The organism is Pseudoblastomonas marina, assembly GCF_034374265.1.
Lineage (GTDB): Bacteria > Pseudomonadota > Alphaproteobacteria > Sphingomonadales > Sphingomonadaceae > Alteriqipengyuania_A > Alteriqipengyuania_A marina.
The window spans coordinates 2,418,971-2,445,363 of the sequence record NZ_CP139718.1; the positions used below are offsets into that span (position 1 = coordinate 2,418,971).

The following is a 26,393-nucleotide window of genomic DNA, read 5'->3' on the forward strand; positions in this document are numbered from 1 at the left end:
GTCATGACCGACACGAAAACCCGTACCCGCCCTGCCGCCGTCATCCTGACGCTTGCCGCCGAACAGCGCGTCGCCGAGCTGATGGCGAAGGCGCCCGAAGACGCGATCGGGGTCAAGCTCTCGACCCCGCGCCGCGGCTGTTCGGGCCTCGCCTACTCGGTCGACTACGTGACCGAGGAGCAGGGCTTCGACGAGAAGATCGAGACCCCGGGCGGCACCTTCTACATCGACGGGGCGAGCGTGCTCTACCTCGTCGGCAGCACGATGGACTGGGTCGAGGACGATTTCACCGCCGGTTTCGTGTTCGAGAATCCCAACGCCAAGGGCGCGTGTGGGTGCGGCGAAAGTTTCATGGTATAGGGCGCGCATGCCCACGCCCTTTCGCCCTCACAAGCTTGGCGGCAATCCGCGCGATGTCCGCGCGACGCACGGTGTGATCGAACTGATCGAGCTTGAGCTCGAAAAGATCAAGATGCGGCTGATGAGCTTTCCCGGACAACAGGACCGCATCGGGTTGAAAGCCGAGCAGGTTCATCTGCAGAAGATCCTCAGGCAACTTCGCCGCAAGCCGCCCGAAGCTGGTCTTGCGGTGCCCGCCGTGCCGCCCAAGGGACCGCCTCCCCAACAAGGCGGGGCTGAAGCGCCGCTCGATTTCGACGACTAACGACCGAGCGCCGCGATGCAGCCGGCGGGATCGACCGATTCACCCGCGGTATTGCGCGCATCGACCCAGGTCGCGCGCCGTTCGCCGCCCCCTTCCAGCGTGTAGAGATAGACATCGAGCAGGCAGGCCTGCCCGGCGAATTGCAGCTTGCGCGCATCGCCTTCGGAAAGGTCGATGCGCGGCTGGCCGAAGCGGGCCACAAGTTGCGCGGCGGTGGCGTCGACCACCCCTTCCAGCCCGCGCCCTGTCATCCGGGGCGGGGCCGAGGGAGTCGGCGGAGTCGCGCTGCGGGTGACCGGTTGCGGCGGGATCCTCGGCGGAGCCGAGCCGCCGGCACACCCGGCGAGGGCCAGCGCAAGGAGCAGGGCGGCGTGGAATCTCATCGTGCCTTCCCGTGTACGAGATGGGTCGCCATCGCGGCCCCCAGGAAGGGAGCCAGGAAGTTTACGCCCGGCACCGCAAACAGTGCCGCGACGATCCCGCCCATGACGAAGCGCTCGCCGCCACCGAGCGGCTTGGGCCCAAGTTCGACCTCGTGCCGCGCGGCGACCATCTCCATCAGCTCGCGCCCCAGCAGCAGGGCGTTGACCAGCCAGAATACCGCTGCCGCGCCGACTCCCGTCACCAGCAGGACGAGCGCGAAGGGCAGCGCGACGAGGTTGAACAGCAGCGCGCGGCCCGCCCCCTCGAGCCCGCGCCGCGTCTCGCGCGCGAAACCGAGATCCCGGGCCTGCGCGGCGCGGTCGGGATAGAATTTCGCTTCGACCGCCTTGACCACGTCGTCGGCAAAGAACTGCAGTGCCGCCATCGCGACGATCCGCCACAGCAGCCATGCGCCGATCACCACGCCGAGCACCGACAGCGCCCCGCGCACGCCCTGCGCCCCGGCGAAGGCCCCGTCCTGCAGGCCTGCCGCGCCCAAGCCCCAGTCGAGCGCGATCCAGCCCGCGGTGCCGAGCACGATGAAGGCGACCAGCGCCAGCCCCACGCTCTTGAGCAACAGGGCGAGGACCCGCCGGTCGGCGAGCTGGCGGACGGCAAGGGCGAGTGCACGCAACATCGCCAGCACGAATCGGGCGCTACCTGCCCGCTGTCAACGCTTGGCAGGGCGCGGACGAACCGTTAGGCGCGCCCCCACACCATTTACGCCCTACAGGATTTTTCATGACCGAACCCCGCTACGACGTGATCGCGATCGGCAATGCCATCGTCGACGTGATGGCCCCGTGCTCCGACGAGCTGATCGACGAACTCCAATTGAACAAGGGCGGGATGACGCTGGTCGACGACGAGGGGGCCGCCATGCTCTACGACGCGATGGGACCGGCACGCGAAATCTCGGGCGGCTCGGCGGCGAACACGCTGGCCGGCATGGCCGCGCTCGGCGCACAATGCGCGTTCATCGGCCAGGTCGCGAAGGACCAGCTCGGCGATGTCTTCAGCCACGATATCCGCGCCGTCGGCATCGATTACGACACGCCCGCGCGCGAGGGCGACCCGGCCACCGGGCGTTGCCTGATCTTCGTCACCCCCGATGGCGAGCGCACGATGAACACCTTCCTCGGCGCGAGCACTTACCTGCCAAAGGAAGCGCTCGACGAGGACCTGATCGCGAGTGCGGGCGTGCTCTATCTCGAAGGCTATCTGTGGGATCCCGAAGAACCGCGCCGCGCCATGCGTCGCGCGATCGAGGTCGCGCGGGCGGCAGGCCGCAAGGTCGCCTTCACCGCGTCGGAAAGCTTCGTGATCGATCGCCATGGTGACGATTTCCGCGCGCTGATCGAAGACGGCCTGGTCGACATCATGTTCGTCAACGAGAGCGAGCTCGCCACGCTGACCGGCGAGGACGATTTCGAAGCGGGCCTCAAGGCGCTCGACGGCAAGCTGCCGATCCTCGTTGCGACCCGCAGCGAAAAGGGCGCGGTCGCCATCGCCCACGGCACCCGCGCCGAAGTGCCCGCGGCCCCGGTCGAAGAGGTGGTCGACACCACCGGGGCAGGCGACCTCTTCGCCGCCGGGTTCCTCACCGGCCACGTGCGCGGCGAGAGCCTCGAGCGCTGCCTGGAAATGGGCGCGATCTGCGCCGCCGAAATCATCTCGCACTACGGCGCGCGGCCCGAGGCGGACTTGCAGGACCTGGTGGGGTAGAGTCTTCGTTTCTCGCGCACCCATCCGGGCGCGCGTCCTCCCTGCTATTCCCTTCGCTACGCTACGGGGCAGGTCCGGGCCGGCTGTCTCCGCGGCTTATGCCGCGAAGCAAAGCGGGCCGGATGGCCGGCGGCCGGCGTTTGAGGGATCAAACAAATAACTCACCCCCGCTCCCGCTCGAGTTCGCGCCAGCCGATATCGGTGCGGCAGAAGCCGGTATCGAAATCGAGGCTCATGATCGCCTCGTAGGCGAGGTTGCGCGCGGTGGTGACGCTGTCGGCGAGCGCGGTGACGTTTAGCACCCGGCCACCATTCGCGACCAGCTGTCCGTCCTCGTTGCGCTTCGTGCCCGCGTGAAAGATTTTCGCGCCCGTCTGCTCGGCCGCGCCGACCTTGCAGATCGTGCCGCCCTTTTCGGGCGTGCCGGGATATCCCGGCGCCGCCATCACCACGGTCAGTGCGGCGGATTTCTTCATCGCGATTTCGTCCACCTCCGAGAGCGTGCCGTTGGCGCAGGCGAGCATCAGCTCGACGAGGTCCTCGTCGAGCCGCGCCATCAGCACCTGGCACTCGGGATCGCCGAAGCGGACGTTGTATTCGATCAGCTTGGGACCCTCGCTGGTCAGCATGAGGCCTGCATAGAGCACGCCCGAAAACGGTGTGCCGCGCGCTTTCATCGTGGCGACCGTCGGTTCGACGATCCGCTCCATCACCTCGCGCTGGAGATCGAGGGTCAGGATCGAGGCGGGACTGTAGGCGCCCATTCCCCCGGTATTGGGGCCGGTATCGCCATCGCCGACGCGCTTGTGGTCCTGCGCGGTGCCGAAGGCGCGGACGGTTTCGCCGTCGGCCAGCGCAAAGAAGCTCGCTTCCTCGCCGGTCAGGAATTCCTCGATCACGACTTCGGCGCCGGCCTCGCCGAACCTCCCGCCGAACATGTCGGCGAGCGCGCTGTCGGCCTCGGCGCGGTTGGCGGCGATCACCACGCCCTTGCCCGCCGCGAGGCCATCGGCCTTGAGTACGTAGGGCGGTTCGAAGCGGTCGAGCGCGGTGCGCGCCTCGTCGAGCGAGGTGGTGTGGGCGTAGCCGGCGGTGGGAATATCCGCCTCGCCGCACAGCCGCTTGGTGAAGGCCTTGCTGCCTTCGAGCTGGGCGGCTTCGGCCGAGGGGCCGAATACGGGGATGCCCGCTTCGCGCAGGCTGTCGGCAAGTCCGTCGACCAGCGGGGCCTCGGGCCCGATCACCACGAGCGCGATGTCGTTATCGCGGCAATGTGCGATCACGGCAGCATGGTCGCCGACGTCGAGTGCGACCGATTGTGCGCCGTCGTCCTCCATCCCCGGATTGCCGGGAGCGGCCTGGAGATTGTCGCAACGCGGCGATTGCATCAGCTTCCACGCCAGCGCATGCTCGCGCCCGCCCGATCCGAGTAGAAGGATATTCATGCCCGCAAATCCGCCTTTCGATGACACTGAAGACAACAGTAACGCTCCCGGCCTCGTAGCGAGCGCTCGCGCGGGCGACAACGCCGAGCCGTTTTCGGTCAGCGAGATTTCCGCCCAGCTGAAGCGCACGGTCGAGGACCGGTTCGGGTTCGTCCGCATTCGCGGCGAGCTGTCGGGGGTAAAGCGGGCGGCGTCGGGGCATCTCTACGCCAGCCTCAAGGACGACAAGGCGCGGATCGATGCGGTGATGTGGCGCGGCAGCGTCGACCGGCTCGCCTTCCAGCCCGAGGACGGACTCGAAGTGGTCGCGAGCGGCAAGCTGACGACCTATCCAGGGCGCTCGAACTACCAGATCGTGATCGAGCGGATGGAGGTCGCGGGCGAGGGCGCGCTGCTCGCGCTGCTCGAGAAGACCAAGCAGAGGCTCGGTGCCGAGGGGCTGTTCGATGCCGAGCGCAAGCGGCGCCTGCCACTATTGCCGTGCACGATCGGCGTGGTCACCTCGCCCACCGGCTCGGTGATCCGCGACATCCTCCACCGCCTCGCCGATCGCTTCCCGAGCCACGTGATGGTCTGGCCGGTGATCGTCCAGGGCAAGGGTTCGGCCGAACAGGTCGCGGCGGCGGTGCGCGGGTTCGGGGCGATCGAACCCGGCGGCGCGCTGGCGCGACCCGACGTGCTGATCGTCGCGCGCGGTGGCGGGTCGATCGAGGATTTGTGGGGCTTCAACGAGGAAGTGGTCGCGCGCGCGATCGCCGAGAGCCCGATCCCCGTGATCAGCGCGGTCGGGCACGAGACCGACACCACGCTCGCCGACTTCGCCGCCGACAAGCGCGCGCCCACCCCGACGGCGGCGGCCGAAATGGCGGTGCCGGTGCGGGCCGAGCTGGCTGGCTGGATCTCGGAGCTCGGCCAGCGCCAGCGCGCCGCGACGGGGCGTACGATCGATCTCGGGAAAGAACGGCTCGCGGCGCGCACCGAGCGACTGCCCGACGGCGAATCGCTGCTCCAGCCTTATGCCCAGCGGCTCGACGAATTGGCCGAAAGGCTGCGCCGCGGGCTGGTCGACCGGGCGCGAACCGGGCGTGAGCGGCTGGCGGGCCTGCGTCTCTCGCCGGCCGTGCTCGAGGGGCACCTGCGCCAGGCTCGGCACGCGCTGGCTGCGCAACGGCTGGCTCCGCAACTGGTGCTCGGCCCGCTGGCGCGGCGGCGCGAAAGCCTGGCCGCGCTCGCCCGGCTTGCCGAGCAGCTCCATCCCGACAAGCCGCTGGCGCGTGGTTATGTCCGCGTGATGGCGGGCGACGGCGCGACGCTCACCAGCGCTGCCGGCGCGCGCAAGGCCGACTTGCTGCACCTCAAATTCGCCGACGGGATCGTCGATGCGGTGCCCCAGGGACGGTCGCCGCCGGTCGCGCACAGGCCGAAGCGTGCGAAACCGTCGGCGGCGGGACAAGAAGATTTGTTCGGTTAATCTGCGCTGTGTTAAGGGTCGCGGCATGTTGATGAGTTCCAAAGGTCGCGCGGCGACGCTCCATTACGGCCCCAACGGATTTCGCGTGCTACGCAGCGGCGACCATGTCGTCTGTGCAGTGACCGCAGTGCAGATCCCGCTCGAGGAATTGCGGTACTGGAGTGTCGACCGGCAGGAGCCTTACGCCAATGCGACCGTGGCGGCACAGCGGCTCGCCGGCATCGACGAATGATCGGCAAGTTCGCCACCTCGATCGTCGGCGCGTCGCTACTTGCCGGATGCGCCGCCGACCGCGATGTCGTGACCGAAGCGCCGCCGCAGCCGACCGTCACCTCGGCGCCGGTGGTGGGCAAGCCCGCGCCGACCCCGGCGGCGACCGACCCGGCCCCGAGCCTGCGGGTGACGGGGCAGCTGACGCAGGGCGGCTTCATTCGCGGGACCGCCTCGCGCGGGGTCCGCAGCGTCACGCTCGACGGCGAGCCGCTGCGCGTCGCCGATGACGGCAGCTTCTTCGCCGCGTTCGACCGCGATGCCGACCTCGATCACACGCTCGTGGCGATTTTCGCGAACAAGCGGATCGAACGGCACATCGCGATCACTGCGCGCGACTGGGACATCGAGCGCGTGAATGTCGCGCGACGCCCGGGCGGGATGACCGATGCCTTTTGGCGTATCCGCGAGCCCGAATGGAAGCGGATCGTCGCCGCGCGCGCCGAGGACACCGGGGCGACCGGCTGGAAGCAGGAGTTCTTGTGGCCGGCGACCGGGCGGATTTCGGGCATGTTCGGATCGCAGCGGATCTACCAGGGCGAGCCGGGCAGCTATCATTCGGGGATCGACATCGCCGGCGGCGAGGGGACGACCTATGTCGCTCCCGCCGACGGGGTCGTGGTGCTCGCGACGCCCGAACCGTTCAGCCTCGAGGGCTACCTGCTGATCATCGACCACGGCAACGGGCTCAACAGCGCGTTCCTGCACAATTCGGCGATCCTCGTGCGCGAAGGCGAGACGGTGAAGCGCGGACAGCCGATCGGTCGCATCGGGGCGAGCGGGAGGGCGACCGGGCCGCACCTGCACTGGTCGATCAAGTGGCGCGACGCGCGGCTCGACCCGATCCTGTTCACCGGGCCGATGTAGTGCGGGCTAGCTTCCGAACTATTCGACGCGCTTGGCCTTGACCCCCAGCTGCGTCCGGACCTCGATGAAATAGCTGGTCAGCGCGCCGCGCTTGATCGTCACCTTGTCGCCCACACGCGGCGCATTGAAACGCATCGGGGGATCGGTGATCCGCCACACGGCATTGCCGTCCTCGATCGTGATCAACCACCCGTCGCGGCCGACCCGGGCAACCCGGGTGATGGTCGATTCAATCTCCTCGACCCCCTCTCCATCGTCGAAGAACGGGACCTTGACACCGGAAAAGCCGAACAGGTCCTTGCGCGCCTTCTCCGCTTTCTCGCGGTCGACGATTTCGATCTCGCCGCTTTCCTCCGCGCTCAGCAAAAGCCGCGCCTGTCGGTCGTAACAGGCCAGCCGCGCATCGTTTTCGGCAATCCCGCTACATTTGCGCAGCTCGGCCAGCGGATCCCGGCTATCTTCCTGAGCCGCGGCGGGAAAACCGGCAATCGCGGCGCCCAGCGCAATGTAAAGTACTCCGGAAACCCTCATCACATCCCTCCGTGTCTCGGGTCAGGATATATCCGCAACAACCGGAAAGCCACTGTAGCAAATTAGTCACAATCTATGAGCAATGCAGCCAGCGCCGCCGCTGCCGATTGCGCGCCTCCCCCCACTTTCGTTAGGCTTGCGCCAGTTCCGGGTCTTTTGCCCCGGGCTAAAGCTATGGACCATAGAGCACGCCTCCGGGCCTGCTTCTTCAAGGGGACAATAATGTCGAATCGATTTAACAAGGCGGCGCTCCTTTCGGGCGGTGCGATTGCGGCGATGGCTCTTGCCACTCCCGCGCTCGCGCAGCAGACGACCGACGACGCCACCGATCAGGAAACCGCGATCCAGACGAGCGAAGGGGCCGAAGAAGGTGCCACCACTCGCGTGACGATCACCGGTTCGCGCATCGTGCGCAACGACCTCGACACCGCCGCGCCGATCGCGGTCGTGCAGGACGAGGAATTCAAGCTCTCGGGCACCGTGAACGCCGAGCAGGTCATCAACACCCTGCCGCAGGTCATTCCGGGCACGACCGCTTTCTCGAACAACCCCGGCAACGGCACCGCGGACCTCAACCTCCGCGGCCTCGGCCAGAACCGTAACCTCGTGCTGGTCAACGGCCGTCGTTACATGTTCTACGATCCGGGCCAGATCACCGACATCAACACGATCCCGACCTTCCTCGTCGGCAGTGTGGACGTCGTGACCGGCGGTGCCTCGGCCGTTTACGGTTCGGACGCGATCGCGGGCGTTACCAACTTCAAGCTGCGCTATGTCGACGGCATCGAAGCTGGTGGCCAGTACTCGATCACCGAACGCGGCGACGGCTCGCGCTACAACGTGTTCACCGCGCTGGGCGCCGAATTCGACGATGGTCGTGGCCGTGCCACGATCTACGGCGAATACTACAACCGTGAAGGCGTCTTCCAGGGCGACCGCGCGTTCTCGAACTTCGCTCTCGGTGCCGAAAGCTTCGGCGAGCCGCTGCAGCAGTTCGGTTCGTCGACGCTCCCGAACGGCGTGATCCGCTATTTCGGCAACGGCAACCGCGCCGGCACCGAATTCGCGGCCAACCGTGCCGTCGTGTTCGACGACACGCCCGGCGAATTCCGCACCCGTACCGGCGACACCTACAACTACGCGCCGGTCAACTACCTGATGATCCCGCAGGAGCGGTACCTCATCGGTGGTCACGCGGAATACGACATCGGCAACGGCCACACCGTCTATTCGGAAATGAGCTACGCCAACAACCGCGTGCAGCAGGAACTCGCCGCGACTCCCGTCACCGGCACGTTCAACGTAAATCTTGCGACGATTCAGCCGTTCCTTTCGGCAGCCGACTTCGCGCAGCTGCAGCAGCTGGATGCAACCGAAACCGGTACCGGTGCCTCGGCTCCGAACAACGGCCAGCTGTCGCTGTTCCTGCAGCGTCGTACGGTCGAAACCGGTGCGCGTAACTCGCTCGACGAGCGCAACGCGTTCCGGATCGTCACCGGCGTCAACGGCCCGCTCACGGATACGTTCAGCTACGACCTGTACTACCAGTACGCGCGTACGCGGAACGCCAACATCCAGGAAGGCAACATCTCGCGTTCGGCCTTCCAGGCCGGCCTCGACGGCACTGCCTCGCCGATCAACATCTTCGGCCCGGGCACGCTGACGCCCGACATGGTCGACCAGATCTCGATCCGTGCGCAGAACGGCGACATCTCGACCCTGCAGGTCGTTTCGGGCGTGATCTCTGGTACGATCGGTAATCTCGGCTGGGGTGCCGACGATCTCGGCATCGCTCTGGGTACCGAATATCGCCGCGTTGGCGCGCAGTTCATTCCGGATACGGCTTTGTCCTCGGGCGACGTGATCGGCTTCAATGCCGGTAACCCGACCGAAGGTAGCTACGACGTCACCGAATTCTTCGGCGAGCTCAACCTGCCGATCTTCGACAACGGCAATGGCACCAAACTCGACGTGACGGGCGCTGCTCGTTACTCGGACTACAGCCTCGAAAATGTCGGTGGCGTGTGGGCCTATGCCGGCGGCGTGACGTTCTCGCCGATCGACGACGTGACGTTCCGCGGCCAGTATCAGCGTGCGGTTCGTGCGCCGAATATCGGCGAGCTGTTCGGTGGTCAGTTCATCAACTTCCCGGGCGCGCAGGATCCCTGTGCCGATCCGGCGATCCTTGGTGATGCGACGGCCGTGGCCCTGTGCCAGGCGACCGGTGTCCCTGCTGGCAGCGTCGGTGACCCCGGCATCCAGCTGAACACCCAGATCCCGGCGCTCGGCGGTGGTAACCCCGATCTCTCGGAAGAAGTCTCGGACAGCTGGACGGCCGGTGTCGTCTTGAGCCCGAGCTTCGCCCCGGGCCTGAACGTCACGGTGGACTGGTACAACATCAAGATCGAAGACGCGATCGCCACGCTCGGCGGCGGCTTCGCCAACACGATCAACCTCTGCTATCGTGTGATCCAGGACATCAACAGCCCGTTCTGCCAGCCGTTCGTCGGCAAGCGTGCCCCGAACGGTTCGATCACGGTCGCCGATCCGCCGCTCGTCAGCCTGGCCAACGCCTCGCTGTTCGAAGTGGAAGGTGTCGACTTCCAGGTCGATTACGGCACCCCGGTTCCGTTCTCGATCTTCAGCGCCGAAGAAGATGCTCGCCTGAACTTCTTCTTCCTCGGTACGTACACGATCAAGTCGAACTTCACCCCGGTCGATGCGCTTCCGGATGAAGTGAACGAGTGTGCGGGCAAGTTCGGTACGTCGCAGTGCGGCGAGCCGACTCCGGAATGGAAGTGGACCTCGCGTATGTCGTACATCGACGGTCCGGCGACGATCAGCCTCCGCTGGCGTCACATCGGCGAAGTCACCGACGATGATCCGTCGATCGACTACGCCGCGTTCAACGGTATCGAAACCATCGAAGCCGTCGACTACTTCGACCTGTCGTTCGCGTTCGACATCACCGAGAGCTTCACGCTTTCGGCCGGCGTCAACAACCTGTTCGACAAGCTGCCGGGGACCCCGACGTTCAATGGCATCATTGTCGACAATCGTCCGAACAGCCTGCTGCTCGGCGACAACCAGGAACAGGCCAACACCTATCCGAGCACCTACGACGTGCTCGGCCGGGACTTCTTCATCTCGGCTCGCATGCAGTTCTGATCTGCATCGACCGACCGAAGAACGGTCAAACGAAGGGGCGGCGAGCTTTGGCTCGCCGCCCATTTCTTTTGTCTGCCATGAATTCCGCCGCTGGCGGCTAGTGCGAGGGACCGCGATCAGCGCGTGAGGATGCGGAAATGTCCGAAGGGCGGGCGCCCGGGTTCGGTCAGTTCCTCGACGTCGCGTTGCACCAGCCCGGCCTCCGCAAAGGCCCGTTCCATCAGCGCGGCATCGTCGGCCGCATGACAGGCAGCCTCGAGCGAGTCGATCCGCCCGACCTCGTTGCGCGCCTGCGCCGCGATCCGGTCGAGCGTGGCGCTGACATTGGCGGGGTGGTCGCGCGCGCCCATGGCGAGCGTCTGGCGGACCGCTTCGGCGATTTCCCACGCCGCCGATCGTGGCCCGAACTTGCGCGCGCCTTCGCCCGGTGCTGCGGTGAGGGCGGGCGGCACGCCGACCTGTCCCAACGCTCGCAATGCGAGGCTCTTCTTGCCCTTCTCGACCAGCTCCTGCTCGTCGATCGCCCAGCGGATCGCATCGCGCCGGGCGATATTGTGCGCAAGGATCGGCCCGTCGCCGCGATGGGTGATCAGGCCGACCTTGCCACCCGGTGCGAGCACACGCGCGATCTCGGCCGCGACCCGCGCCGGATCGCCATATTCGAACGCGAACTGGGCGGTGACCGCATCGAAACTGTCGTCGTCAAAGGGCAGGTCTTCCATCGCGACCCCGCCACGGGTCCGGATGCCCTGAGGTGGATCGGGCAGCTCGGGCGCAAGGTCGACGCCCTGCAACCTGAAACGCGGCGACACCGCCTTGAGCGTCGCGAGCACGCGCGCATCGCCGGTGCCCAGATCAAGGATCCGTGCCTTGTCCGGAAGGCCATCGGCAAAGCGGCGCCAGGCTTCGGCCTGGACCCGGTCGATGCCCTGCCACGCATCGGGCAGGCAGCCCCCGCCCTTGCGGCGCTCACCCGCCCAGAAGGCGCTCCATGCCTTGGCTTCCTGCTCGCGGTTCAACCGACATCCCCCGCGCTCACATCGAAAGCCACCGTCATTCTCTCCCCTTCGGCAAAATTCCGGGTCCCGTGGTACAAGGTACTCGGGAACAGTGCGAGCTTGCCGCGCTCGGGCTTGATCACCCGCAAGGGCTCGAGTTCCGTGCGCAGGTCAGGCGGCGGCCGTCCGATCTCGAGATGGCCCGGACAATCCTCGTCATCGACCGTCGGCGGAACGACGAGGTAGAGCGCCGAGGACAGCACCCCGAGCGGATGGATATGGCTGGTGTGGAAGCCAGCGCCCGGCAGGCGCACCGACCAGGAATGCGTGATCCGCCAGGGCTCGTCGCGATAACGCAGCACAGGGTGCGCGTCATCGCGCTCCGGCAATTCCTCGCGATAGGCCTCGAGCGTGGCGACGATCGCCGCGCGCAGCCGTGCAAGCACCGGCTCTTCTCGCTGGAACAGCCGGCCGCGGGTCTGGGTGCCGCCACGCACCGACTGGCCGAGTGGCAGGGCGGAGCCGCGATGAAGCTCGCGCAGGAAGTCGGTCGCCTCGTCCAACACGCCTTGGTCGGCCAGAGCCACCGGTCGCACCAGCTCTTCGCGTCCGTGCAGCCATTCGTGGCGCGGGTCATCGACCAGGCGCCAGCAGACGTCGCGCAGCGCCCACAGATTGACCGCAGGGCCGCCCGCTTCGATCAGTCCGCCGAGCGCCGCTTCAGCCTGTTCGATCCGGCCCATCCGGATATCGTGCCGCGCACCGTGCTCCACCCAGTCGCGCGTATCGCGGCGAAATTGCGCGAAGATGCGCTCGGCTCGTTCGGCGTCCCCCGCCATGCCCGCATAGACCGCTTCGAGCAGCGCGAAGACCTCCGTCTGATGTGCGGCATTCCGGGCCCGAGCAGCGATCTCTACCGCTTCGGCGAAGAAATCGAGCCCGCCCAGTGTCTTCGCCCAGGCGAGGTAGATCGCGTCGGGAGGATCGGCTTGCTTCGTCGCATCGGCGAAATGGCTCGCAAAGTCCGTGTCGCCTCCGGCCAGGCGCAATTGGGCGAGCGTCTCAAGCCCCTCGATCCAGTGCGGTGCCTGGGCGATGACCTGGCGCATAAGCGCGACGGCCTCGTCATTTCGCCCGGCGACATCGAGCGCCAGCGCCTTCGCCTGCCACAAACCGGCATCCCCGGGTGCAGCCGAGATTGCCCGCTCGATCCGTTCGAGCGTATCGACCTGCCCGCGCTCGAGTGCGACACGCGCTCGCCCGTGGAGCGCGCGGACATGCCCCGGATCGCGTTGCAGGACCTCGTCGTAGCTCGCCTGCGCTGCGGCGAATTCATAGCACTGCCGCTCGGCGTTGCCGCGCGCCGACCAGTAGCGGGGCTCGTCGCGACCGATGTCCTCCGCCCCGGCCAACATCATCGCCGCCTCGCGATGCCGCCCCACCCGGCCCAAGGCGATGGCAAGGTTGATCGCGTAGTCGAGTGCGGCAGGATCGAGCTCCCGGGCCTTCGCAAACAGCTCCGCAGCGCGCGCGGGTTCTGCCATCCGCAAATGCGCGACCCCCACCGAATTGACGAGGCCGGCATCCTCCGGATCTGCATCGATCGCACGGGCATACAGCGCCTGCGCCCGGGCACCGTCGCCCGCCTTCTCGGCCGCCAGCGCCTGCTGGTGCAGTTGCGCGGCCTGGCTCATTTGTCTCGGAACCACCCGGTGATAGCGAAGCGCCCGGCCGGGGCGAAGGGCGGGACGAAGCTCACCAGGTGCGGTTGCGGCACTTTGAACATGTTGAGCGTGTTGAACCGCGGGCGATAGCCGGCGACGATATCGCCGTCCTCGTCGAGGAAATTGAGGTATCCGCCCCAGTCGGGGTGCCAGTCGCCGGGCGCGAAATTGAGGACGTAGGCTACCTGCCAGCCGTCTTCGACATGGCTGTCGATATGGCGGCCGAGGAAATGCCCCGGGGCGAACAGCGTGGCTTGCGCATCGGCCTTGACCAGTTCGGGGATCCCGGTGACCTCGCGCACGAGCTCGAGCGTTTCGGGCGTGTTGAGATATTCGACCAGCAGGTCGTGCGGACCGCCCTCGGCCCATTTTTCCCTGTATGCGTCGACCATCGGGTAGCGGCCGTAGCGAAAGGCGTAGTCGCCCTGCATCGCGGCCCTGTGGGTGCTTTCGGCGATCTCGCGGAGGATCGGCTGCGCGGTATTGTCCTGCAACTGCTCGCGCCGGGCACCCTGTGGTTCGCCGTCGATCCCCGCCTGCCAGCCCATTCCCCACGGCGTCGCCTGGGCGAGGATCGAGCGGATCTCGCGCGCGGTTTCGTCGGTCAACACGTCGCGGATCTGAACCCTCGTGTCCCGCGCGAAGCGCTCTGCCGCGGCCCCGCGATCGATGCCGGGATTGAGTTCGAAAAGTGCCTTGGCCATGCGGGAAGTCCGTTGCGGGTATTCGCCCGAGGTCCTAGTCCATCGCCGAGGCGGGCGGCAAGGCGGGAAGGAAGGCGCAGGCGCGATGGTGCGGAAAACCTTGGCTCTCCTGCTTCTGCTGCTGGGGTGGGTCACCGTCTGGTCGCGCACCGAGCCGCCGCCCGAGGACATCGAACCCGTTGTCGAGCTGATCGCATTTCCCCATTTCGAGCGCGAGGCGCAGCGCGGGGTCGCGGTCGAGGGCGTCTGGCAGATGCGCTCGCCGCAATTCTCCTTCGGAGGTTTCTCCGCGCTCGCCATGCGCGATGACCGAGGGCTGCTCCTGTTCAGCGATTACGGGACGGCGCTCGAACTGCCAATGCCGCGCAAAGGCGATGCGACGATGCGGATCCCGCTCCGCCGGATTGGGGAAGACACTGCGCGAAAGTCGGGCCGGGATATCGAAGCGGCGACATCGTTCGGCGACCGCACGTGGCTCGCGCTGGAGAACCGCAACGCGATCGTGCGGCTCGGCCCCGGGCGCAAGATCGAGCGCATGGCCACCCCGCAGGCGATCGCGGGCTGGCCGGCCAATAGCGGTCCCGAATCGCTGGCGCGGCTCGCCGACGGCCGGTTCCTCGCCCTCCGCGAAGGCAAGGTCGTGGTCGGCGAGACCGATCCACTGGTCGGCGCGTTGTTCGAGGGCGATCCCACCGAGAATTCCGAATCGCGTACGATCGCGATCACGGGCGCGGACGGTTACCACCCGGTCGATGCAGCGACCGCACCCGACGGGCGAATCCTTGTCCTGCTGCGCCGACTGGGTTTTGCCTGGCCGTTCGAGTTCCACAGCCGGCTGGCATGGCTCGATCCGGACGACCTCGCCGACGGAACGGCGCGCCTCTCGGCACCGATCGACCTGTCGGCGATCCTGCCGCGCGACAATTACGAGGGGATTGCGGTGCGCGGAGCGGGCCATCGCTGGGATATCTGGCTGGTGTCCGACGACAACGATTCGCACTTCCAGGCGAGCTGGCTCGCGCACCTCACCCTCGATCCCGGCAGATTGTCCGACTGAATCAGGTTCGGCGCACGCGAAGAAGCCGCGCTCCCTCGCGGGAGGCGGCTTCTGCAACCGGATCTACCGGAGGGAAAGGTTAGGCCGCGGCCTTCGCCTTGGCGATTTCGCGCTTCACCTTGCGCGCATTGTCGCTCAGCTTCTCGTCGGAAGTCTTGAGCAGCCAGTTGTCGAGCCCGCCATTATGTTCGACCGAGCGCAGGCCCTGCGTCGAAACGCGGAACTTGAAGCTCTTGTCGAGGCTTTCCGACATCAGCGTGACGTTCTGCAGATTGGGCAGAAAGACTCGCTTCGTGCGGTTGTTGGCGTGGCTCACGTTGTTGCCGACCTGGCGTCCTTTGCCGGTCAGCTCGCAAATGCGGGACATGACACTTCTCGTATATGGAATCGGTTTGGCCGCACCATGGCGACGAAGGCGCGCGCATAGCGGGCATGTGCGAATTGGTCAACTTGAAAGCCCCCGTTGCCACGATTGGACCGCGGGCTTACCACTGACCTTCTTCACGATCGGAGGATCCATACCATGAAGAAATCGATTGCGCTCGTCGCTGCCACGACCCTCGCATTCGGCCTCGCCGGCTGCGATGTCGACCAGACCGAAGAAGGCGAACTGCCCGAAGTCGAGGTCGAAGGCGGCAACATGCCCGAATACGATGTCGAAGCGCCCGACGTGGAAGTCGGCACCGAGGAGGTCACGGTCGACGTTCCCACCGTCGATGTCGACACCGAAGATGCCGAAGGCGAGCCGGTTATCGGCGACGAGGAATAGATCTTACGAGGCGAGGCGCGCGACGGGCTGTAATCGCCCGGCCCGCGTCGCCCACCCGCGGCCGGAAGCGCGACAGAAACGATGACGCAATGGCCGCTGCCCGACCCGATGGCATTGGCGCTCGAGGAGGCGCAGGCCGCTGCGCATCAGGGCGAAGTCCCGGTCGGCGCGGTGGTGGTGTGCGACGGCGACGTGATCGCGCGCGCCCACAACAGCCCGCGGTGCCTGCACGATCCCACCGCCCATGCCGAAATGCTTGCGCTGCGCCGCGCGGCCAAAGCGCTCGGGCGAGAGCGGCTCGAGGACTGCGAGCTTTGGGTCACGCTCGAACCCTGCGCAATGTGCGCCGGCGCGATCGCCCATGCGCGCATCGCCAAGCTCTATTACGGGGCCTCTGACGAGAAGGGCGGGGCGATCGAGCACGGGCCACGCCTGTTCGAGCAGCCGACCATCATGCACCGGCCCGAAGTCTATTCGGGCATCGGCGAAGGTCCTGCCGCGGCCCTGTTGCGCGATTTCTTTCGCGCGCGACGCTAGCGGCGAGGGGTCACAAGCCGCGCCAGATCGACAGCGGGGCGGCATCGGCGGGGCCGTAGCGGCGCCTACCGCAGTCGGTCGGCATCCAATCGTTATCGTAACAGAGCCTGATTTCCTCGAGCCAACCGCGCTCGTTCCGGTCGATCCCGATGGAGCCGCGCGGGAAATGCGGGTTGGCCGCGATCCACGCATCGCGCAGGTCGCCCGCGGTGAGCCCGTCCTTGCGCGAGAGCCGGTCGAGATCGGGCTTGTCGTAGGAATCCCACAGGATCTGCTGGACGCGGTAATAGGTCGAGGGTCGACGGACCATGCAGCTGCCGTGCTTGGCCCATTGGCGGGCGAGCAACGCCGCGCTCGGGCTCATGCAGAGACGGCGCGCCAGCATTTCGCCCGACGGGCGATAGCGCGTACGGCACCATTGCGGCCAGCGACCGCCCGGGCCCTCGGGCCACAGACCGTGGACGATCAGCCCGAACCAGCCATTGCGGCGGTTGCATTGGCGCAGGCGTCCCGCGCGGCTGCCCGCGTCGCGGCAATGCTCGGGCGACCAGCTCAGCGCGAAGGTATAGCCCGTGACGCGCAGTTCGCGCCGCTCTCCGTCGGGCGCGATGCGCGGCACCGAGACCCGTTCGGGGACGCGGCACTGATAGGCTTGCGCGAGGGCGGGCGGGCCGGAGGCGAGGAGTGCTGCGGCACCTAGTGCGAGACCGGCCCTGACGGGGCCCGCGCCGGTCATTCGCCGTCGAGGTGTCCGTCGTCGTCCTCGTCAACCACCCGCTTGCCCTTGAGCCAGATCGTCGATTCGGCCTTGAACAGGTAGAACACCGCGATCAGCTGAAGCGCGAGGACAAACAGCGCAACCAGCGGAGCGATGGCCGGCAATGCGGCGAAGATCGTCGGGAGGCCCAGCAGATTGATCGTGACGACCCCGACCACGAGGTAGCGCACAAGGCCGATCCGGCGGCGCGAGACGAGATACCACAGCAGCAATTGCAGCGCCGCCAGCAGCGCGATGAGGATGATCGCGACCGTATCGGACGAGCCTTCGACTAGCCCGCGCGAGCCCTGCCCGCCCGCGAACCGGTTGGCGACGACCGCAGCGATCGAAGCGCGGTCGAGGAAATTTGCGATGAGCTCGATCGTGACCGCTCCGAGATAGAACAGGTCGAATTTCTTGATGCTGTCGGGCCGCATGGGCGTCCTCCCCCTTGGATTGCGCTGGCTACATTAGCGCTTTGCGGTGCGCGTGCAATCGCCCTCAGATCGGGGTGAAATCGAGCCCGATGTCGGCGGCGGGCGCGCTCTGCGTCAAACGTCCGACCGACACGTAATCGACCCCGGTGGCGGCCTTGGCGGCGATCGTATCGAGATTGATCCCGCCCGAGGCTTCGGTGGGGACGCGTCCGGCGACGATGTCCACGGCTTCGCGCAGCGTGTCGGGGTCCATGTTGTCCAGCAGCAGGCGGGTGGCACCGGCCTCGAGGGCGGGCTCGATCTGGTCGAGCCGGTCTACCTCGCAGATGATTTCCTTCACCCCGGCATCGACTGCGCGGCGCACGGCCTCGCCCACGCTGCCGGCGACGAGCACGTGGTTGTCCTTGATCATCGCCGCGTCCCACAGCCCCATGCGGTGGTTCTGCCCGCCACCCATCCGCACTGCGTATTTTTCGAGGAACCGCAGCCCGGGGATCGTCTTGCGGGTGTCGAGCAGCACGGCATTGGTGTCACCCATCGCATCGACATATTGCCGCACCAGCGTGGCGATGCCCGAGAGGTGCTGCACGGTGTTGAGCGCCGCGCGTTCGGCGGTGAGCATGGCGCGGGCATTACCTTCGAGCCGCATCAGGTCGGTTCCCGGTTCGACGCGATCGCCATCTTCGACCAGCCGCTCGATCGCCATGTGGGGATCGAGCCGCCGGAAGAACGCTTCGGCCACCGGCAGGCCCGCCACGGTGATCGGATCGCGCGAATCCATCACGCCCGAGAACCGAGCCCCGGCGGGAATGACGCTTTCGGACGTCACATCGCGTCCGCCACCTTCGAGACCCTCGCCAAGGTCCTCGGCAAGGGTCTCGGAGACGAATTTTTCGAGATCGAAGCCGGTCAGCGAGAAACTCATCACTTCTCCGTTCGTGCTGCGCTTGCCCAAGCACGCCAGTGCCGACGCCCTTCGACAGGCTCAGGGCGAGCGGTTGTATGGTTAGTGGACGAACCGCGCGACCACGTCGCGATAGCTGCGGCTGACCTTCACCTCGGCTCCCGAATCCAGCACCAGGAAGCATTCGCCGTTGGTGTGCGGCTTGACCTGCCGGACCAGGTTCAAATTGACGATGGTCGAGCGGTGGACTCGCTGGAAGGTGCGCGGATCGAGCCGGCGTTCGAGATCCTTCATCGTCTCGCGCAGGATCAGCGAATTGTCGGCCGTGCGGATGCACATGTAGTCGCCCGCCGCCTCGATATGCTCGATCGTGTCGACATCGACTCGGAAGATCTGGCCGCGATCCTTGACGTTGAGCAGCTTTTCGTAGCGCTCGCTGCTCTCGCCCGTGCCTTCGAGGTCGTCGACCCGGTCGGGTGCGACTTCGGCGAGCACGTTCTTGAGCTTTTCCGCCTCCTCGGCCGACTTGCGCTCGGACAGGCGGTTGCGCACGCGTTCGATCGTGTCGGCAAGCTTGTCCTCCTCGACCGGTTTCATCAAATAGCTGACGGCGTTGGCCTCGAAGGCGCGGATCGCGTGCTCTTCATAGGCGGTGACGAAGACGAACAGCGGCGGATCGATGTCCATCACGCCGTTGACCACGGAAAATCCGTCGAAACCCGGCATCTGGATGTCGAGGAAGACGAGATCGGGCTTCTCGGTCTTGATCTTGCGGATCGCCTCGCGCCCATTGGCGCAGGTGTCGATGATCTCGACGTCGTCGAACGGCTCGAGACGGACCTGCAAGCCCTGGATCGCGAGCTTTTCGTCGTCGACGATGATGGTGCGGATGGTCATGTGCTCTGGCTACTCCCTTGAGCAAAGCGGGGCGGGACCAGTTCGGTTCCCTCCGGTGATCCCTGTTTTTCGGTCGCCACGCGCGGTTGCGCGGCGGTTTCGGTTGCGAATTCGGCCGGTATCTCGATGATGACACCGAAGCCGCCCTCGGCCGGTTCGCGGATCTCGAAGCGGTGTTCCCCTTCATACGCCTGTGCGAGACGATTGCGAATATTGTCGAGCCCGACCCCGGTCGACACCGCTTCGCCGCCATCGAAAGTCTTGCCCGACATGCGCTTGTCGGTCGCGCTGTCCTTCAGCCCGGGGCCGGTGTCCGACACCATGATTCGCAGCGTCGGCCCGATCAGGCGGACGTCGACGCGGATCTCGGCGCCGCTTTCCTGCGGGCTGACGGCGTATTTGATCGAGTTCTCGACCAGTGGCTGGAGCAGGAGCGAGGGCATCAGCGCATCGCAGGCCTCGTCGTCGATCATGAAACTGGTGCGCAAGCGATCCTCGAACCGCATCCGCTCGATATCGAGGTACAATTTCAGCGTGTCGATTTCCTGCTCGACCGTCACGCGCCCGCCGGGTTCGTGGATCAGCGTGTAGCGCAGGAAGGACGACAGGCGCGAAAGCATCGCATTGGCCTGCGTCGTCTGCTTGAGCAGGACGAGCGTGCTGATCGAATTGAGCGTGTTGAACAGGAAGTGCGGGTTGAGCTGGTAGCGCAGCATGGCGAGCTGGGCGCTGGTCGCCTGTCCTTCGAGCGCGAGCAGGCGGTCCTGCTGCTCCTCGACCTGGAGAAAGAAATTGATCGCGTAATATAGCGCCGACCAGGCGCCCAGCAGCACAAGGTCGTATCCGTAAACGCCGACCAGCCGCTGGACGAAGCCCGATTCGGTGTCGGGTCGGTAGAGCCCGACGATCCAGGTATCGACGATCGCGTGGATGCCGACCGCGAACAGCAGAACGATCAGGCTGACGCCCCAGGTCACCAACGGCGGACGGGTGATCAGCTGGCGGTACACCACCGAGAGGATCAAGCTGATCGAAAACCCGGTCACGGTGAAGACGAGCAGGACGACGAAGAACGACCACGGCTGGTCGTTCGCCAGCGCCGACATGATGCGCAGCGCCAGCACGCCGCCCCACCCGGCCAGCTGGAGCCGCCAGAAAGCCTGGTTCTTGTTCGCGAAGAACGGCGTGGGTTGGACGGGAAGCACGGCCATCAGGCCATTGCCTTTAGCCCGGAAATCGCGCTCGCGGGAAAATTTTGCAGCCCTGTTCGCCATCGCGTATGCTGCGATCGATTAGGGAGCGAAGCGATGGATGTGGATAGCAAGGCAGTTCACGGCGCGACGGAACGCGCGAATTTTGCGGCGATGACCGAAGGCACGCGCGAGGATTGGCAGTTGATCGCGCGCGAATTCGGCGAACACGCCCGGGGAACGCCCGATCGCGTGCTCGAACATCTCAAACTGCTCGAAGGCGACCATGGCGGCTTCCCGGTCTGCCGGCTCGAACATTCGCTGCAATGCGCCACCCGTGCGCATCGCGACGGGCGCGACGAGCCCTATGTCGTGATGGCGCTGCTGCACGATATCGGCGACACGCTCGGGGCCTACAACCATCCCGATATCGCGGCGGCGATCATCAAGCCTTTCGTGAGCGAGGAACTGCACTGGATCTGCCAGCATCATGGCGCCTTCCAGGGGTATTACTATTTCCACCATCTCGGCATGGATCGCGATGCGCGCGAGCAGTTCCGCGACAGTCCGTATTTCGACGCCTGTGCGGAATTCTGCGAGAAGTACGACCAATCGGCCTTCGATCCGGACTACGATTCGGAAAGCCTCGAATTCTTCGAACCGATGGTGCGCCGGGTGATGGCGACGCCGGTCAATTCTCCGATCGCGGCGGCCGTCAGCGAGAAACCGGCGGCGGCATGACGTCGCGCGCGGCCGCGAGTTCCGCCTCGAAATAGGGCGTCCAGTCGAGCGCCCCTGCCGCGGTGATCGCCTCGATTTCGCGCGCGATCGCGTCTCGGCGGGATTTCCACCCGTCGTGCGACCTCCCGAGATAGAGGAACCCGTCCTGCCCCGGGCCGTGCTTCTCGAGGAAGGCGACCGCGCCCGCCGGATCGTAGCCCGCACGCGCCATCAGCCACGGGGCGAGCCGGTCGGCCTCGCGTTCGACATCACGCGACGAGGGGCGCTTGCGCCGCGGCAATTCGCGGCGCAGGCGGTGCTTGAGGATGTTGTGCGCCAGTTCGTGCGCGACGAGGAAAGCGAGGCCGTCGTCGGCGATATCGCCCGCAAGCCATCGGTCGCCGATTCGCACGCGCAGGCCGGTGCTCGCCGCCCTGTCCGAATCCTGGATGACTTCGAAACGGGCATAACAGGCGGGCTCGCCTGCGATCCGCCGTTCGTCTTCGCCGCTGCGCGCGATAGCGACAGCGCCAGAACTGCGCAGCCTCGCCTCGATTGTCTCGTTGACGTCATAAAGCCGCTTCCAGTCGCGGTTATCCTCGGCCGGAAGCGTGTTGGGATCGCGCCCCTCGAGACTTACGATCTCGTCGCCGGCAGCGATGCCGGCGCGCATTGCGGGACTGTTGCTGGCCACCGCCTGCACCGCGAAATCGCGCTTCTGCCCGAAGGCCTCGCGCACCGCGTCGGGGGCCGCCCACCCGCGCACGTCGCGTAGCATCAGCCCGATGGCGGGGCGTGCATCGGGACAGAGGTCCGCTGACGCCCTCGCCAGTTTCCAGCCGACATCGAGCAGACGGCGGTCGGCCCAGACCTGACGCTCGAGCGGCGTCGGCTCGGTCTGCTGCGCGATCGCCGGAGCAGCGGTCAGGACGAGCAGAAGGAGAGTGCATCGCAACGCGCGCATCGGTCTATTCGCGCGCGGATTCGATCGCTTCTGCGAGCGTATCCTTGCCGACCGCGCCCGCCAGCACGGTATCGCCCACGACCCATGCGGGCGTGCCGTCGAAACCCATCCGGCGAGCCAGCGCGCTGCTCTTTTGGAGCTCGGCGTCCAAGGCCGGGTCGGCAATGTCCTTCCTGGCCTGCGCCATGTCGAGCCCCGCGCGCCCGGCCGCGATCTCGATCGCCTCTTCCGCAGGGGCGTCGACCTCATACATTGCACGGTGGAATTCGCCGTATTTGCCTTGCCGCGCGGCGGCGAGCCCCATGCGCGCGGCAGCGACGCTGGCGTCGGACAGGATCGGCCATTCGCGGATCACGACCCGCAGGTCGGGATTGGCTTCGATCAGCGCCTGCACATTGGCGAGGCTCGCGCGGCAATAGGTGCAGGAATAGTCGGTGAACTCGACCAGCGTCACGGTCCCGCTCGGATTGCCGAGCACGGCACCGGGAAACGGGGTTTCGAGGTCGGTACGGATGTCGGCGAGCTGGGCGCGCGCCTCCTGCGTCTGCAACGCCTGCACCATTTCGGGCAGGATATCGGGGTTTTCGAGGAGGTAGTCGCGGTGGCTGTCGTCGGGGATCGCGCGATCGATCAGAAATCCCGCGCCGGTGCCGATCGCCAGTGCTGCCGCTACGGCCAGCGTGAAGCGGCCTGCCGAAATTCCTTCACTCATGAAACGCCCCTATCGCCCTTCGCGCTCACGCTCCAGCGCGGCGCGCGCCTGCATCGAGATATCCTGCGCGCGCAACCAGTCGGGCGAACCCACCGGAAGTGCGTTCTCGGCCGCCTCGGCGCTTTGCAGCGCGCGCTGCATCTGTCGGCTCAGCACTTGCTGTTCGGCGCTGGCGAGGCGCGCGCGGGCCATGTCGCCGCGAGCGGCATAGACCACGCCGAGCTGGTACCAGGCGAACGGATTGTAGCGATCGCGCTGGACCGCGGCGCGCAAGACCCGCTCGGCTTCCTCGTAATTGTCCTCGTCCTCGGTCGCGATAAGCGCGTGGCCGAACATCGTCGCGATCAGCGGCTGGGCGCGCGTAATCTCGGTCGCACGGCGCAGCGGCGGCAGGGCTTCTTCGGGGCGCCCCGATTCGAGCAGTACCTGACCCTTGACCTCGAGCAGGTAGGGATCGTCCGGGTAACGTTCGAGCAGCGCCTCGATTTCCTCGCCGGCACGATCGACCTGCGCATCCTTGTGGAAGGCATAGGCGCGCGCGATTCGCGCGGCGTCACCGGTCATGCTGGTCGGATACCGGGTAAGCACCTGCTTCGGCTCGGCGAGATAGCCGTAGAGCTTGGCCTGCATCCGCTGGAAGCGCGCCTCCAGCTCGGGATCGGTTTGCTTTTCCCAGGCGGGGTCGATCACGTAGGTCTCGCGCAGGGTCGCCACGCGATCGCCCGCCATCGGGTGGGTGCGGTAATATTCGTCGTCGCCGCGCGCGCTCGGGCGAAACCCGCGGCGGAATTCCATCTGCTGCAGCCGCTTGAAGAATTCGAGGCTGCCCTTGCCCGAAACGCCCGCATCCGAGAGGTATTGCGCACCCGCGGCATCCGCCGAGCTTTCCTGCGCCCGGCTAAAGGCTAGGAATTTGCCCATCGCGGCCCGCTGCCCGGCCATGATCGCACCCATCGCGGCCTCGCCCGCACCGGCGAGCGCAGCGCCGACGCCGATCAGCAGCGACAGCAGCGAAATGCCCGACGCCTCGCGAATCCCGTCGCCGAAGCGCAGGATATGGCCGCCGGTAATATGACCGAGCTCGTGTGCGATCACGCCCTGCACTTCGTTGGCGTTCTCCGCCGCGTTGATCAGGCCGCTATGGATATAGACGATCTGTCCGCCCGCGACGAAGGCGTTGACTGAAGGATCGTTGACGAGAACGATCTCGACATTCTCCGGCTCCAGCCCGGCGGCCTCGATCAGCGGAGCCGACATATCCTGCAATACCGCCTCGCTCTCGGCATCGCGCAGGATAGACTGGGCCAATGCCGGGCGCGCGGTGAAGACCGTTAGCGCGGCAAGCGCCATGACGAGGGCAAGCAGGCGGTTCAGGGATCGCATCGTGCCAGCCTAGCGCATTTGCAGTTGAACGGGGACTGAAGAATTCAGTCGATCGGCGCGACGTCTGCGAGGAACGCCAGCACGCGGGTACGCACGCGATTGTCGCGCCACCACGGGCTGGCGAGCTTCAGGAGCACGTCATTGTGACCCATTTCCGGATAAAAGGCGGTGTCGACCCGGCCCCCGAGGCCCGCCACCGCGCGTGCGAGCGCTTCGGAATTGCGGATCCGGACCACCGTGTCCGCGCCGCCATGTACGAGCAGCAGCGGCGGGGCATCGGCGCGCGCGAAATTGACCGGCTGAGTCGCCTGCGGATCGGGTGCCTGGCCGAAGCTGTTGATCGAGCTTTCCTTGTCGAACGGGTAGAAATCGGCCGGTCCCGCCAGGCTGACCACGCCCGCTAACCGATCGGCATCGAGCCCTTCGTCGGCCACCCATTGGCGGTCGAGCCCGAGCATCAGCGAATTGTAAGCGCCCGCCGAATGACCCATCAGCACTATCCGTCCCGGGTCGCCGCCGAAGCGGGCGATGTTGGCATCGGTCCACGCCACCGCCGTCGCGAGATCCTCGAGCATGGCGGGAAAGCGCGCCTGCGGGAACAGGCGGTAACCGGTCAGTACGACGACATAGCCCTCGCTCGCCAGGCTGCGCGCGATGAAACCGTAATCGTCCGGATCGCCCCAGTTCCATCCGCCACCATGGGTGAATACGATCACCGGTCGCGGAGCATCGCCTTTGCCGAGCGGCTGCGCGTAGACCGCAGCGGTCACCGCGGGATCGTCGCCCAGCTGGACGTTTGCGAGCTGCGCAACCTCGCGCGACCCGGCGCTCGCGCGGTCGATCCAGTCGACCAGCCGCGGCCCGCCATGGCCGCTCGCCATGTTCCAGACGACGAGGGCCAGCCCCAGAAGCAGCACAAGCGAAATGCCGCCGATCCACCATCCCATACGCTTCCGCCTCCCGCTCATTTGCCGCCTTCCTGTTCGGTCGCTTCGACCACGGTTCTGGCGTCTTCGCTACCGCCGAGACCGGCTTCCGCCAGGAATTCATGCCCCTCGTCCCAGCTCTGGCCGATATAGAGCGGCACGCCGGTCGCCTCGACCGCCTGTTTCGCCGCCTCTTCCTCGGGGGTGAAGGGCTCGCCGACCTTGCGGATGAATATCCCGGAAACTTGCGCCGGATGCCGTTCGAGGACCTTTGCATAGGCGGTCAGGTCACCCTGCGAATCGTCGCCGACGAGCGCGAAGCGTCGCTCGGGATAAAGCGACAGGATGGCGTCGATCGCATCGGTCTTGTGCGACCCGTGCGAGGACTTGCCGAAGGTCCTGCGATCGAACCCCCAGTCGCGCAGCCGGAGCGGGCCGATCGGCATCCCGCGCGAACGCATATATGCGACGAGATAGGGATAAAGGTTCCAAGGCGAGGACGAGACGTAGAAGAACGGACGGCGACTGGCGGGCATGGCGTCGCCGGCTTCGTCGCCCTTCTCATCGACCCCTCCGCCGAGCGCCTCGTAGAACAGTTCGGCACCAGAGACCGGCTCGCGCGCCGAAGGCATGGTGGCGAACAGGCGCCGCCAGTTCCTGAGCACCGAGCGCACGCCGCCGGTGACGCCGGTCTCGACGATCGTATCGTCGATGTCGGAAATCACCCCTGCTGCATCGTCCGCGCCCGGCGCGAGCACGTGACCGGCCACGCAATGGTCGCCGCGCGCATCGGACCAGCGAAACGTCACCGCTTCCCATGCGCTGGATTCGGGCAGGGGCCGTGCAGGAGCGAGGTCGATCTCGAAATGGCAGTAGCCTTCCTTGCCGCTGACCAATTCGTGGGACTGCCGCGATCCGTCGGGCGCTTCGACTTCGAGGGTGACCGGATGCTCCGCGACTTCGTGCGAGTTGTAGAGTCGCAGCATGGTGCGAAAGGTGCGCCAGCCGCCCGAGAGGTCGAATTTGGGTGGAGACCCGCGCAGGACGCGGGCGTCGACGATCAGCCGTTGCGCATTGCGAAATCCGAAATAGGGCTGGACGCGAATATCGCGCGGGGGAATCAGCGACATGGAGCCGCGTTAGCGGGCTC

Annotated in this window: 29 protein-coding genes; 11 read left to right on the plus strand and 18 right to left on the minus strand. The window is 66.4% G+C overall.

The features are described from left to right. Positions 1–3 precede the first annotated feature (3 nt). Positions 4–360: a HesB/IscA family protein gene (locus T8S45_RS12040; RefSeq protein ID WP_322293903.1), complete on the plus strand. Its 357-nt coding sequence runs from the start codon at positions 4–6 to the stop codon at positions 358–360. Between the two features lie 73 nt (positions 361–433). Then, complete coding sequence (locus T8S45_RS12045) at positions 434–664, plus strand: hypothetical protein (protein ID WP_322293904.1); 231 nt, start codon at positions 434–436, stop codon at positions 662–664. Here T8S45_RS12045 and T8S45_RS12050 read toward each other — a convergent pair. Further along, entirely contained in the window at positions 661–1,047 is a 387-nt protein-coding gene (locus T8S45_RS12050) for a hypothetical protein (RefSeq protein ID WP_322293905.1), read from the minus strand. The genes T8S45_RS12045 and T8S45_RS12050 overlap by 4 nt on opposite strands. Continuing rightward, positions 1,044–1,724, minus strand: a complete 681-nt coding sequence (locus tag T8S45_RS12055; protein WP_322295233.1) for an EI24 domain-containing protein — start codon at positions 1,722–1,724, stop codon at positions 1,044–1,046. The genes T8S45_RS12050 and T8S45_RS12055 overlap by 4 nt, the downstream gene beginning before the upstream one ends. Before the next feature lie 104 nt (positions 1,725–1,828). Between T8S45_RS12055 and T8S45_RS12060 the strand changes: the two genes are divergently transcribed. Next, entirely contained in the window at positions 1,829–2,812 is a 984-nt protein-coding gene (locus T8S45_RS12060; RefSeq protein WP_322293906.1) for an adenosine kinase, read from the plus strand. A gap of 161 nt (positions 2,813–2,973) precedes the next feature. On the opposite strand, the gene purD is transcribed toward T8S45_RS12060, so the two are convergent. Next, on the minus strand, positions 2,974–4,257 hold the full coding sequence (gene purD / locus T8S45_RS12065) for a phosphoribosylamine--glycine ligase (protein WP_322293907.1): 1,284 nt from the start codon (positions 4,255–4,257) through the stop codon (positions 2,974–2,976). On the opposite strand from purD, the gene xseA reads away from it, so the two are divergent. The 3 genes from xseA to T8S45_RS12080 are packed head-to-tail and all read left to right on the plus strand — an operon-like array spanning position 4,256 to position 6,865. Next, entirely contained in the window at positions 4,256–5,728 is a 1,473-nt protein-coding gene (gene xseA, locus T8S45_RS12070; protein ID WP_322293908.1) for an exodeoxyribonuclease VII large subunit, read from the plus strand. The genes purD and xseA overlap by 2 nt on opposite strands. Before the next feature lie 25 nt (positions 5,729–5,753). Then, complete coding sequence (locus T8S45_RS12075) at positions 5,754–5,960, plus strand: DUF2093 domain-containing protein (protein WP_188642970.1); 207 nt, start codon at positions 5,754–5,756, stop codon at positions 5,958–5,960. Beyond that, the gene (locus T8S45_RS12080; RefSeq protein WP_322293909.1) at positions 5,957–6,865 is read left to right on the plus strand and encodes a M23 family metallopeptidase; all 909 of its coding nucleotides are present in this window, start codon (positions 5,957–5,959) and stop codon (positions 6,863–6,865) included. The genes T8S45_RS12075 and T8S45_RS12080 overlap by 4 nt, the downstream gene beginning before the upstream one ends. Before the next feature lie 18 nt (positions 6,866–6,883). Here T8S45_RS12080 and T8S45_RS12085 read toward each other — a convergent pair whose 3' ends face one another. After that, complete coding sequence (locus T8S45_RS12085; RefSeq protein ID WP_322293910.1) at positions 6,884–7,396, minus strand: hypothetical protein; 513 nt, start codon at positions 7,394–7,396, stop codon at positions 6,884–6,886. A 222-nt stretch (positions 7,397–7,618) separates the two neighbouring features. Between T8S45_RS12085 and T8S45_RS12090 the strand changes: the two genes are divergently transcribed. Then, on the plus strand, positions 7,619–10,564 hold the full coding sequence (locus tag T8S45_RS12090) for a TonB-dependent receptor domain-containing protein (RefSeq protein WP_322293911.1): 2,946 nt from the start codon (positions 7,619–7,621) through the stop codon (positions 10,562–10,564). Between the two features lie 116 nt (positions 10,565–10,680). Here T8S45_RS12090 and T8S45_RS12095 read toward each other — a convergent pair whose 3' ends face one another. Genes T8S45_RS12095 through T8S45_RS12105 form a run of 3 tightly spaced genes read right to left on the minus strand, consistent with a single transcriptional unit; the run spans position 10,681 to position 13,990 of the window. Beyond that, positions 10,681–11,583 carry a class I SAM-dependent methyltransferase gene (locus T8S45_RS12095; RefSeq protein WP_322293912.1) on the minus strand — a complete coding sequence of 301 codons (903 nt, stop codon included), beginning with the start codon at positions 11,581–11,583 and terminating at the stop codon, positions 10,681–10,683. After that, the gene (locus T8S45_RS12100) at positions 11,580–13,256 is read right to left on the minus strand and encodes a putative 2OG-Fe(II) oxygenase (RefSeq protein ID WP_322293913.1); all 1,677 of its coding nucleotides are present in this window, start codon (positions 13,254–13,256) and stop codon (positions 11,580–11,582) included. The genes T8S45_RS12095 and T8S45_RS12100 overlap by 4 nt, the downstream gene beginning before the upstream one ends. After that, positions 13,253–13,990: a 2OG-Fe(II) oxygenase gene (locus T8S45_RS12105; RefSeq protein ID WP_322293914.1), complete on the minus strand. Its 738-nt coding sequence runs from the start codon at positions 13,988–13,990 to the stop codon at positions 13,253–13,255. The genes T8S45_RS12100 and T8S45_RS12105 overlap by 4 nt, the downstream gene beginning before the upstream one ends. A gap of 85 nt (positions 13,991–14,075) precedes the next feature. On the opposite strand from T8S45_RS12105, the gene T8S45_RS12110 reads away from it, so the two are divergent. Next, positions 14,076–15,047, plus strand: a complete 972-nt coding sequence (locus tag T8S45_RS12110) for an esterase-like activity of phytase family protein (RefSeq protein WP_322293915.1) — start codon at positions 14,076–14,078, stop codon at positions 15,045–15,047. 79 nt (positions 15,048–15,126) lie between these two features. On the opposite strand, the gene rpmB is transcribed toward T8S45_RS12110, so the two are convergent. Further along, positions 15,127–15,414, minus strand: coding sequence for a 50S ribosomal protein L28 (rpmB, locus tag T8S45_RS12115; RefSeq protein WP_188642978.1), 288 nt, complete (start codon positions 15,412–15,414; stop codon positions 15,127–15,129). Positions 15,415–15,570: 156 nt separating this feature from the next. Here rpmB and T8S45_RS12120 point away from each other — a divergent pair, with 156 nt between their 5' ends. Together T8S45_RS12120 and T8S45_RS12125 are read left to right on the plus strand one after the other, a co-directional pair. Then, a complete protein-coding gene (locus T8S45_RS12120) occupies positions 15,571–15,816 on the plus strand; it encodes a lipoprotein (RefSeq protein WP_322293916.1) in 246 nt (81 codons plus the stop codon). Between the two features lie 81 nt (positions 15,817–15,897). Further along, entirely contained in the window at positions 15,898–16,353 is a 456-nt protein-coding gene (locus T8S45_RS12125) for a nucleoside deaminase (RefSeq protein WP_188642980.1), read from the plus strand. A gap of 10 nt (positions 16,354–16,363) precedes the next feature. On the opposite strand, the gene T8S45_RS12130 is transcribed toward T8S45_RS12125, so the two are convergent. The 5 genes from T8S45_RS12130 to T8S45_RS12150 all read right to left on the minus strand — a co-directional run bounded on the left by T8S45_RS12130 (position 16,364) and on the right by T8S45_RS12150 (position 20,559). Continuing rightward, positions 16,364–17,089, minus strand: a complete 726-nt coding sequence (locus tag T8S45_RS12130; protein WP_322293917.1) for a T2 family ribonuclease — start codon at positions 17,087–17,089, stop codon at positions 16,364–16,366. Further along, positions 17,086–17,547, minus strand: a complete 462-nt coding sequence (locus T8S45_RS12135) for a hypothetical protein (RefSeq protein ID WP_322293918.1) — start codon at positions 17,545–17,547, stop codon at positions 17,086–17,088. The genes T8S45_RS12130 and T8S45_RS12135 overlap by 4 nt, the downstream gene beginning before the upstream one ends. 64 nt (positions 17,548–17,611) lie before the next feature. Further along, positions 17,612–18,472: a carboxylating nicotinate-nucleotide diphosphorylase gene (nadC, locus tag T8S45_RS12140; RefSeq protein ID WP_322293919.1), complete on the minus strand. Its 861-nt coding sequence runs from the start codon at positions 18,470–18,472 to the stop codon at positions 17,612–17,614. A gap of 81 nt (positions 18,473–18,553) precedes the next feature. Further along, positions 18,554–19,348 carry a LytR/AlgR family response regulator transcription factor gene (locus T8S45_RS12145; protein ID WP_188642984.1) on the minus strand — a complete coding sequence of 265 codons (795 nt, stop codon included), beginning with the start codon at positions 19,346–19,348 and terminating at the stop codon, positions 18,554–18,556. Next, complete coding sequence (locus T8S45_RS12150; protein ID WP_322293920.1) at positions 19,345–20,559, minus strand: sensor histidine kinase; 1,215 nt, start codon at positions 20,557–20,559, stop codon at positions 19,345–19,347. Before T8S45_RS12150 ends, T8S45_RS12145 begins: the two co-directional genes overlap by 4 nt. A gap of 96 nt (positions 20,560–20,655) precedes the next feature. On the opposite strand from T8S45_RS12150, the gene T8S45_RS12155 reads away from it, so the two are divergent. Next, positions 20,656–21,279: an HD domain-containing protein gene (locus tag T8S45_RS12155; protein WP_188642986.1), complete on the plus strand. Its 624-nt coding sequence runs from the start codon at positions 20,656–20,658 to the stop codon at positions 21,277–21,279. Here the strand turns inward: T8S45_RS12155 and T8S45_RS12160 are convergent. Genes T8S45_RS12160 through T8S45_RS12180 form a run of 5 tightly spaced genes read right to left on the minus strand, consistent with a single transcriptional unit; the run spans position 21,254 to position 26,373 of the window. Then, positions 21,254–22,222 (minus strand): M48 family metallopeptidase, encoded by a 969-nt coding sequence (locus T8S45_RS12160; RefSeq protein ID WP_322293921.1) that lies wholly within the window; start codon positions 22,220–22,222, stop codon positions 21,254–21,256. The genes T8S45_RS12155 and T8S45_RS12160 overlap by 26 nt on opposite strands. Positions 22,223–22,226: 4 nt before the next feature. Next, positions 22,227–22,934 carry a DsbA family protein gene (locus tag T8S45_RS12165; RefSeq protein ID WP_322293922.1) on the minus strand — a complete coding sequence of 236 codons (708 nt, stop codon included), beginning with the start codon at positions 22,932–22,934 and terminating at the stop codon, positions 22,227–22,229. A 9-nt stretch (positions 22,935–22,943) separates the two neighbouring features. Continuing rightward, positions 22,944–24,317 (minus strand): M48 family metalloprotease, encoded by a 1,374-nt coding sequence (locus tag T8S45_RS12170; RefSeq protein ID WP_407654908.1) that lies wholly within the window; start codon positions 24,315–24,317, stop codon positions 22,944–22,946. Between the two features lie 44 nt (positions 24,318–24,361). Continuing rightward, positions 24,362–25,285: an alpha/beta hydrolase gene (locus tag T8S45_RS12175; protein WP_322293923.1), complete on the minus strand. Its 924-nt coding sequence runs from the start codon at positions 25,283–25,285 to the stop codon at positions 24,362–24,364. After that, positions 25,282–26,373: a phosphatase domain-containing protein gene (locus T8S45_RS12180; RefSeq protein WP_322293924.1), complete on the minus strand. Its 1,092-nt coding sequence runs from the start codon at positions 26,371–26,373 to the stop codon at positions 25,282–25,284. The genes T8S45_RS12175 and T8S45_RS12180 overlap by 4 nt, the downstream gene beginning before the upstream one ends. Positions 26,374–26,393: the final 20 nt, after the last annotated feature.

Bases quoted from the DNA above. Each gene is read 5' to 3' on its own strand.
- T8S45_RS12040 (WP_322293903.1), top strand. From the start codon at position 4: ATGACCGACACGAAAACCCGTACCCGCCCTGCCGCCGTCATCCTGACG.
- T8S45_RS12050 (WP_322293905.1), bottom strand. From the start codon at position 1,047: ATGAGATTCCACGCCGCCCTGCTCCTTGCGCTGGCCCTCGCCGGGTGT.
- T8S45_RS12055 (WP_322295233.1), bottom strand. From the start codon at position 1,724: ATGTTGCGTGCACTCGCCCTTGCCGTCCGCCAGCTCGCCGACCGGCGG.
- T8S45_RS12060 (WP_322293906.1), top strand. From the start codon at position 1,829: ATGACCGAACCCCGCTACGACGTGATCGCGATCGGCAATGCCATCGTC.
- xseA (WP_322293908.1), top strand. From the start codon at position 4,256: ATGCCCGCAAATCCGCCTTTCGATGACACTGAAGACAACAGTAACGCT.
- purD (WP_322293907.1), bottom strand. From the start codon at position 4,257: ATGAATATCCTTCTACTCGGATCGGGCGGGCGCGAGCATGCGCTGGCG.
- T8S45_RS12075 (WP_188642970.1), top strand. From the start codon at position 5,754: ATGTTGATGAGTTCCAAAGGTCGCGCGGCGACGCTCCATTACGGCCCC.
- T8S45_RS12080 (WP_322293909.1), top strand. From the start codon at position 5,957: ATGATCGGCAAGTTCGCCACCTCGATCGTCGGCGCGTCGCTACTTGCC.
- T8S45_RS12085 (WP_322293910.1), bottom strand. From the start codon at position 7,396: ATGAGGGTTTCCGGAGTACTTTACATTGCGCTGGGCGCCGCGATTGCC.
- T8S45_RS12090 (WP_322293911.1), top strand. From the start codon at position 7,619: ATGTCGAATCGATTTAACAAGGCGGCGCTCCTTTCGGGCGGTGCGATT.
- T8S45_RS12100 (WP_322293913.1), bottom strand. From the start codon at position 13,256: ATGAGCCAGGCCGCGCAACTGCACCAGCAGGCGCTGGCGGCCGAGAAG.
- T8S45_RS12105 (WP_322293914.1), bottom strand. From the start codon at position 13,990: ATGGCCAAGGCACTTTTCGAACTCAATCCCGGCATCGATCGCGGGGCC.
- T8S45_RS12110 (WP_322293915.1), top strand. From the start codon at position 14,076: ATGGTGCGGAAAACCTTGGCTCTCCTGCTTCTGCTGCTGGGGTGGGTC.
- rpmB (WP_188642978.1), bottom strand. From the start codon at position 15,414: ATGTCCCGCATTTGCGAGCTGACCGGCAAAGGACGCCAGGTCGGCAAC.
- T8S45_RS12120 (WP_322293916.1), top strand. From the start codon at position 15,571: ATGAAGAAATCGATTGCGCTCGTCGCTGCCACGACCCTCGCATTCGGC.
- T8S45_RS12125 (WP_188642980.1), top strand. From the start codon at position 15,898: ATGACGCAATGGCCGCTGCCCGACCCGATGGCATTGGCGCTCGAGGAG.
- T8S45_RS12130 (WP_322293917.1), bottom strand. From the start codon at position 17,089: ATGACCGGCGCGGGCCCCGTCAGGGCCGGTCTCGCACTAGGTGCCGCA.
- T8S45_RS12135 (WP_322293918.1), bottom strand. From the start codon at position 17,547: ATGCGGCCCGACAGCATCAAGAAATTCGACCTGTTCTATCTCGGAGCG.
- nadC (WP_322293919.1), bottom strand. From the start codon at position 18,472: ATGAGTTTCTCGCTGACCGGCTTCGATCTCGAAAAATTCGTCTCCGAG.
- T8S45_RS12145 (WP_188642984.1), bottom strand. From the start codon at position 19,348: ATGACCATCCGCACCATCATCGTCGACGACGAAAAGCTCGCGATCCAG.
- T8S45_RS12150 (WP_322293920.1), bottom strand. From the start codon at position 20,559: ATGGCCGTGCTTCCCGTCCAACCCACGCCGTTCTTCGCGAACAAGAAC.
- T8S45_RS12155 (WP_188642986.1), top strand. From the start codon at position 20,656: ATGGATGTGGATAGCAAGGCAGTTCACGGCGCGACGGAACGCGCGAAT.
- T8S45_RS12160 (WP_322293921.1), bottom strand. From the start codon at position 22,222: ATGCGCGCGTTGCGATGCACTCTCCTTCTGCTCGTCCTGACCGCTGCT.
- T8S45_RS12165 (WP_322293922.1), bottom strand. From the start codon at position 22,934: ATGAGTGAAGGAATTTCGGCAGGCCGCTTCACGCTGGCCGTAGCGGCA.
- T8S45_RS12170 (WP_407654908.1), bottom strand. From the start codon at position 24,317: ATGCGATCCCTGAACCGCCTGCTTGCCCTCGTCATGGCGCTTGCCGCG.
- T8S45_RS12175 (WP_322293923.1), bottom strand. From the start codon at position 25,285: ATGAGCGGGAGGCGGAAGCGTATGGGATGGTGGATCGGCGGCATTTCG.
- T8S45_RS12180 (WP_322293924.1), bottom strand. From the start codon at position 26,373: ATGTCGCTGATTCCCCCGCGCGATATTCGCGTCCAGCCCTATTTCGGA.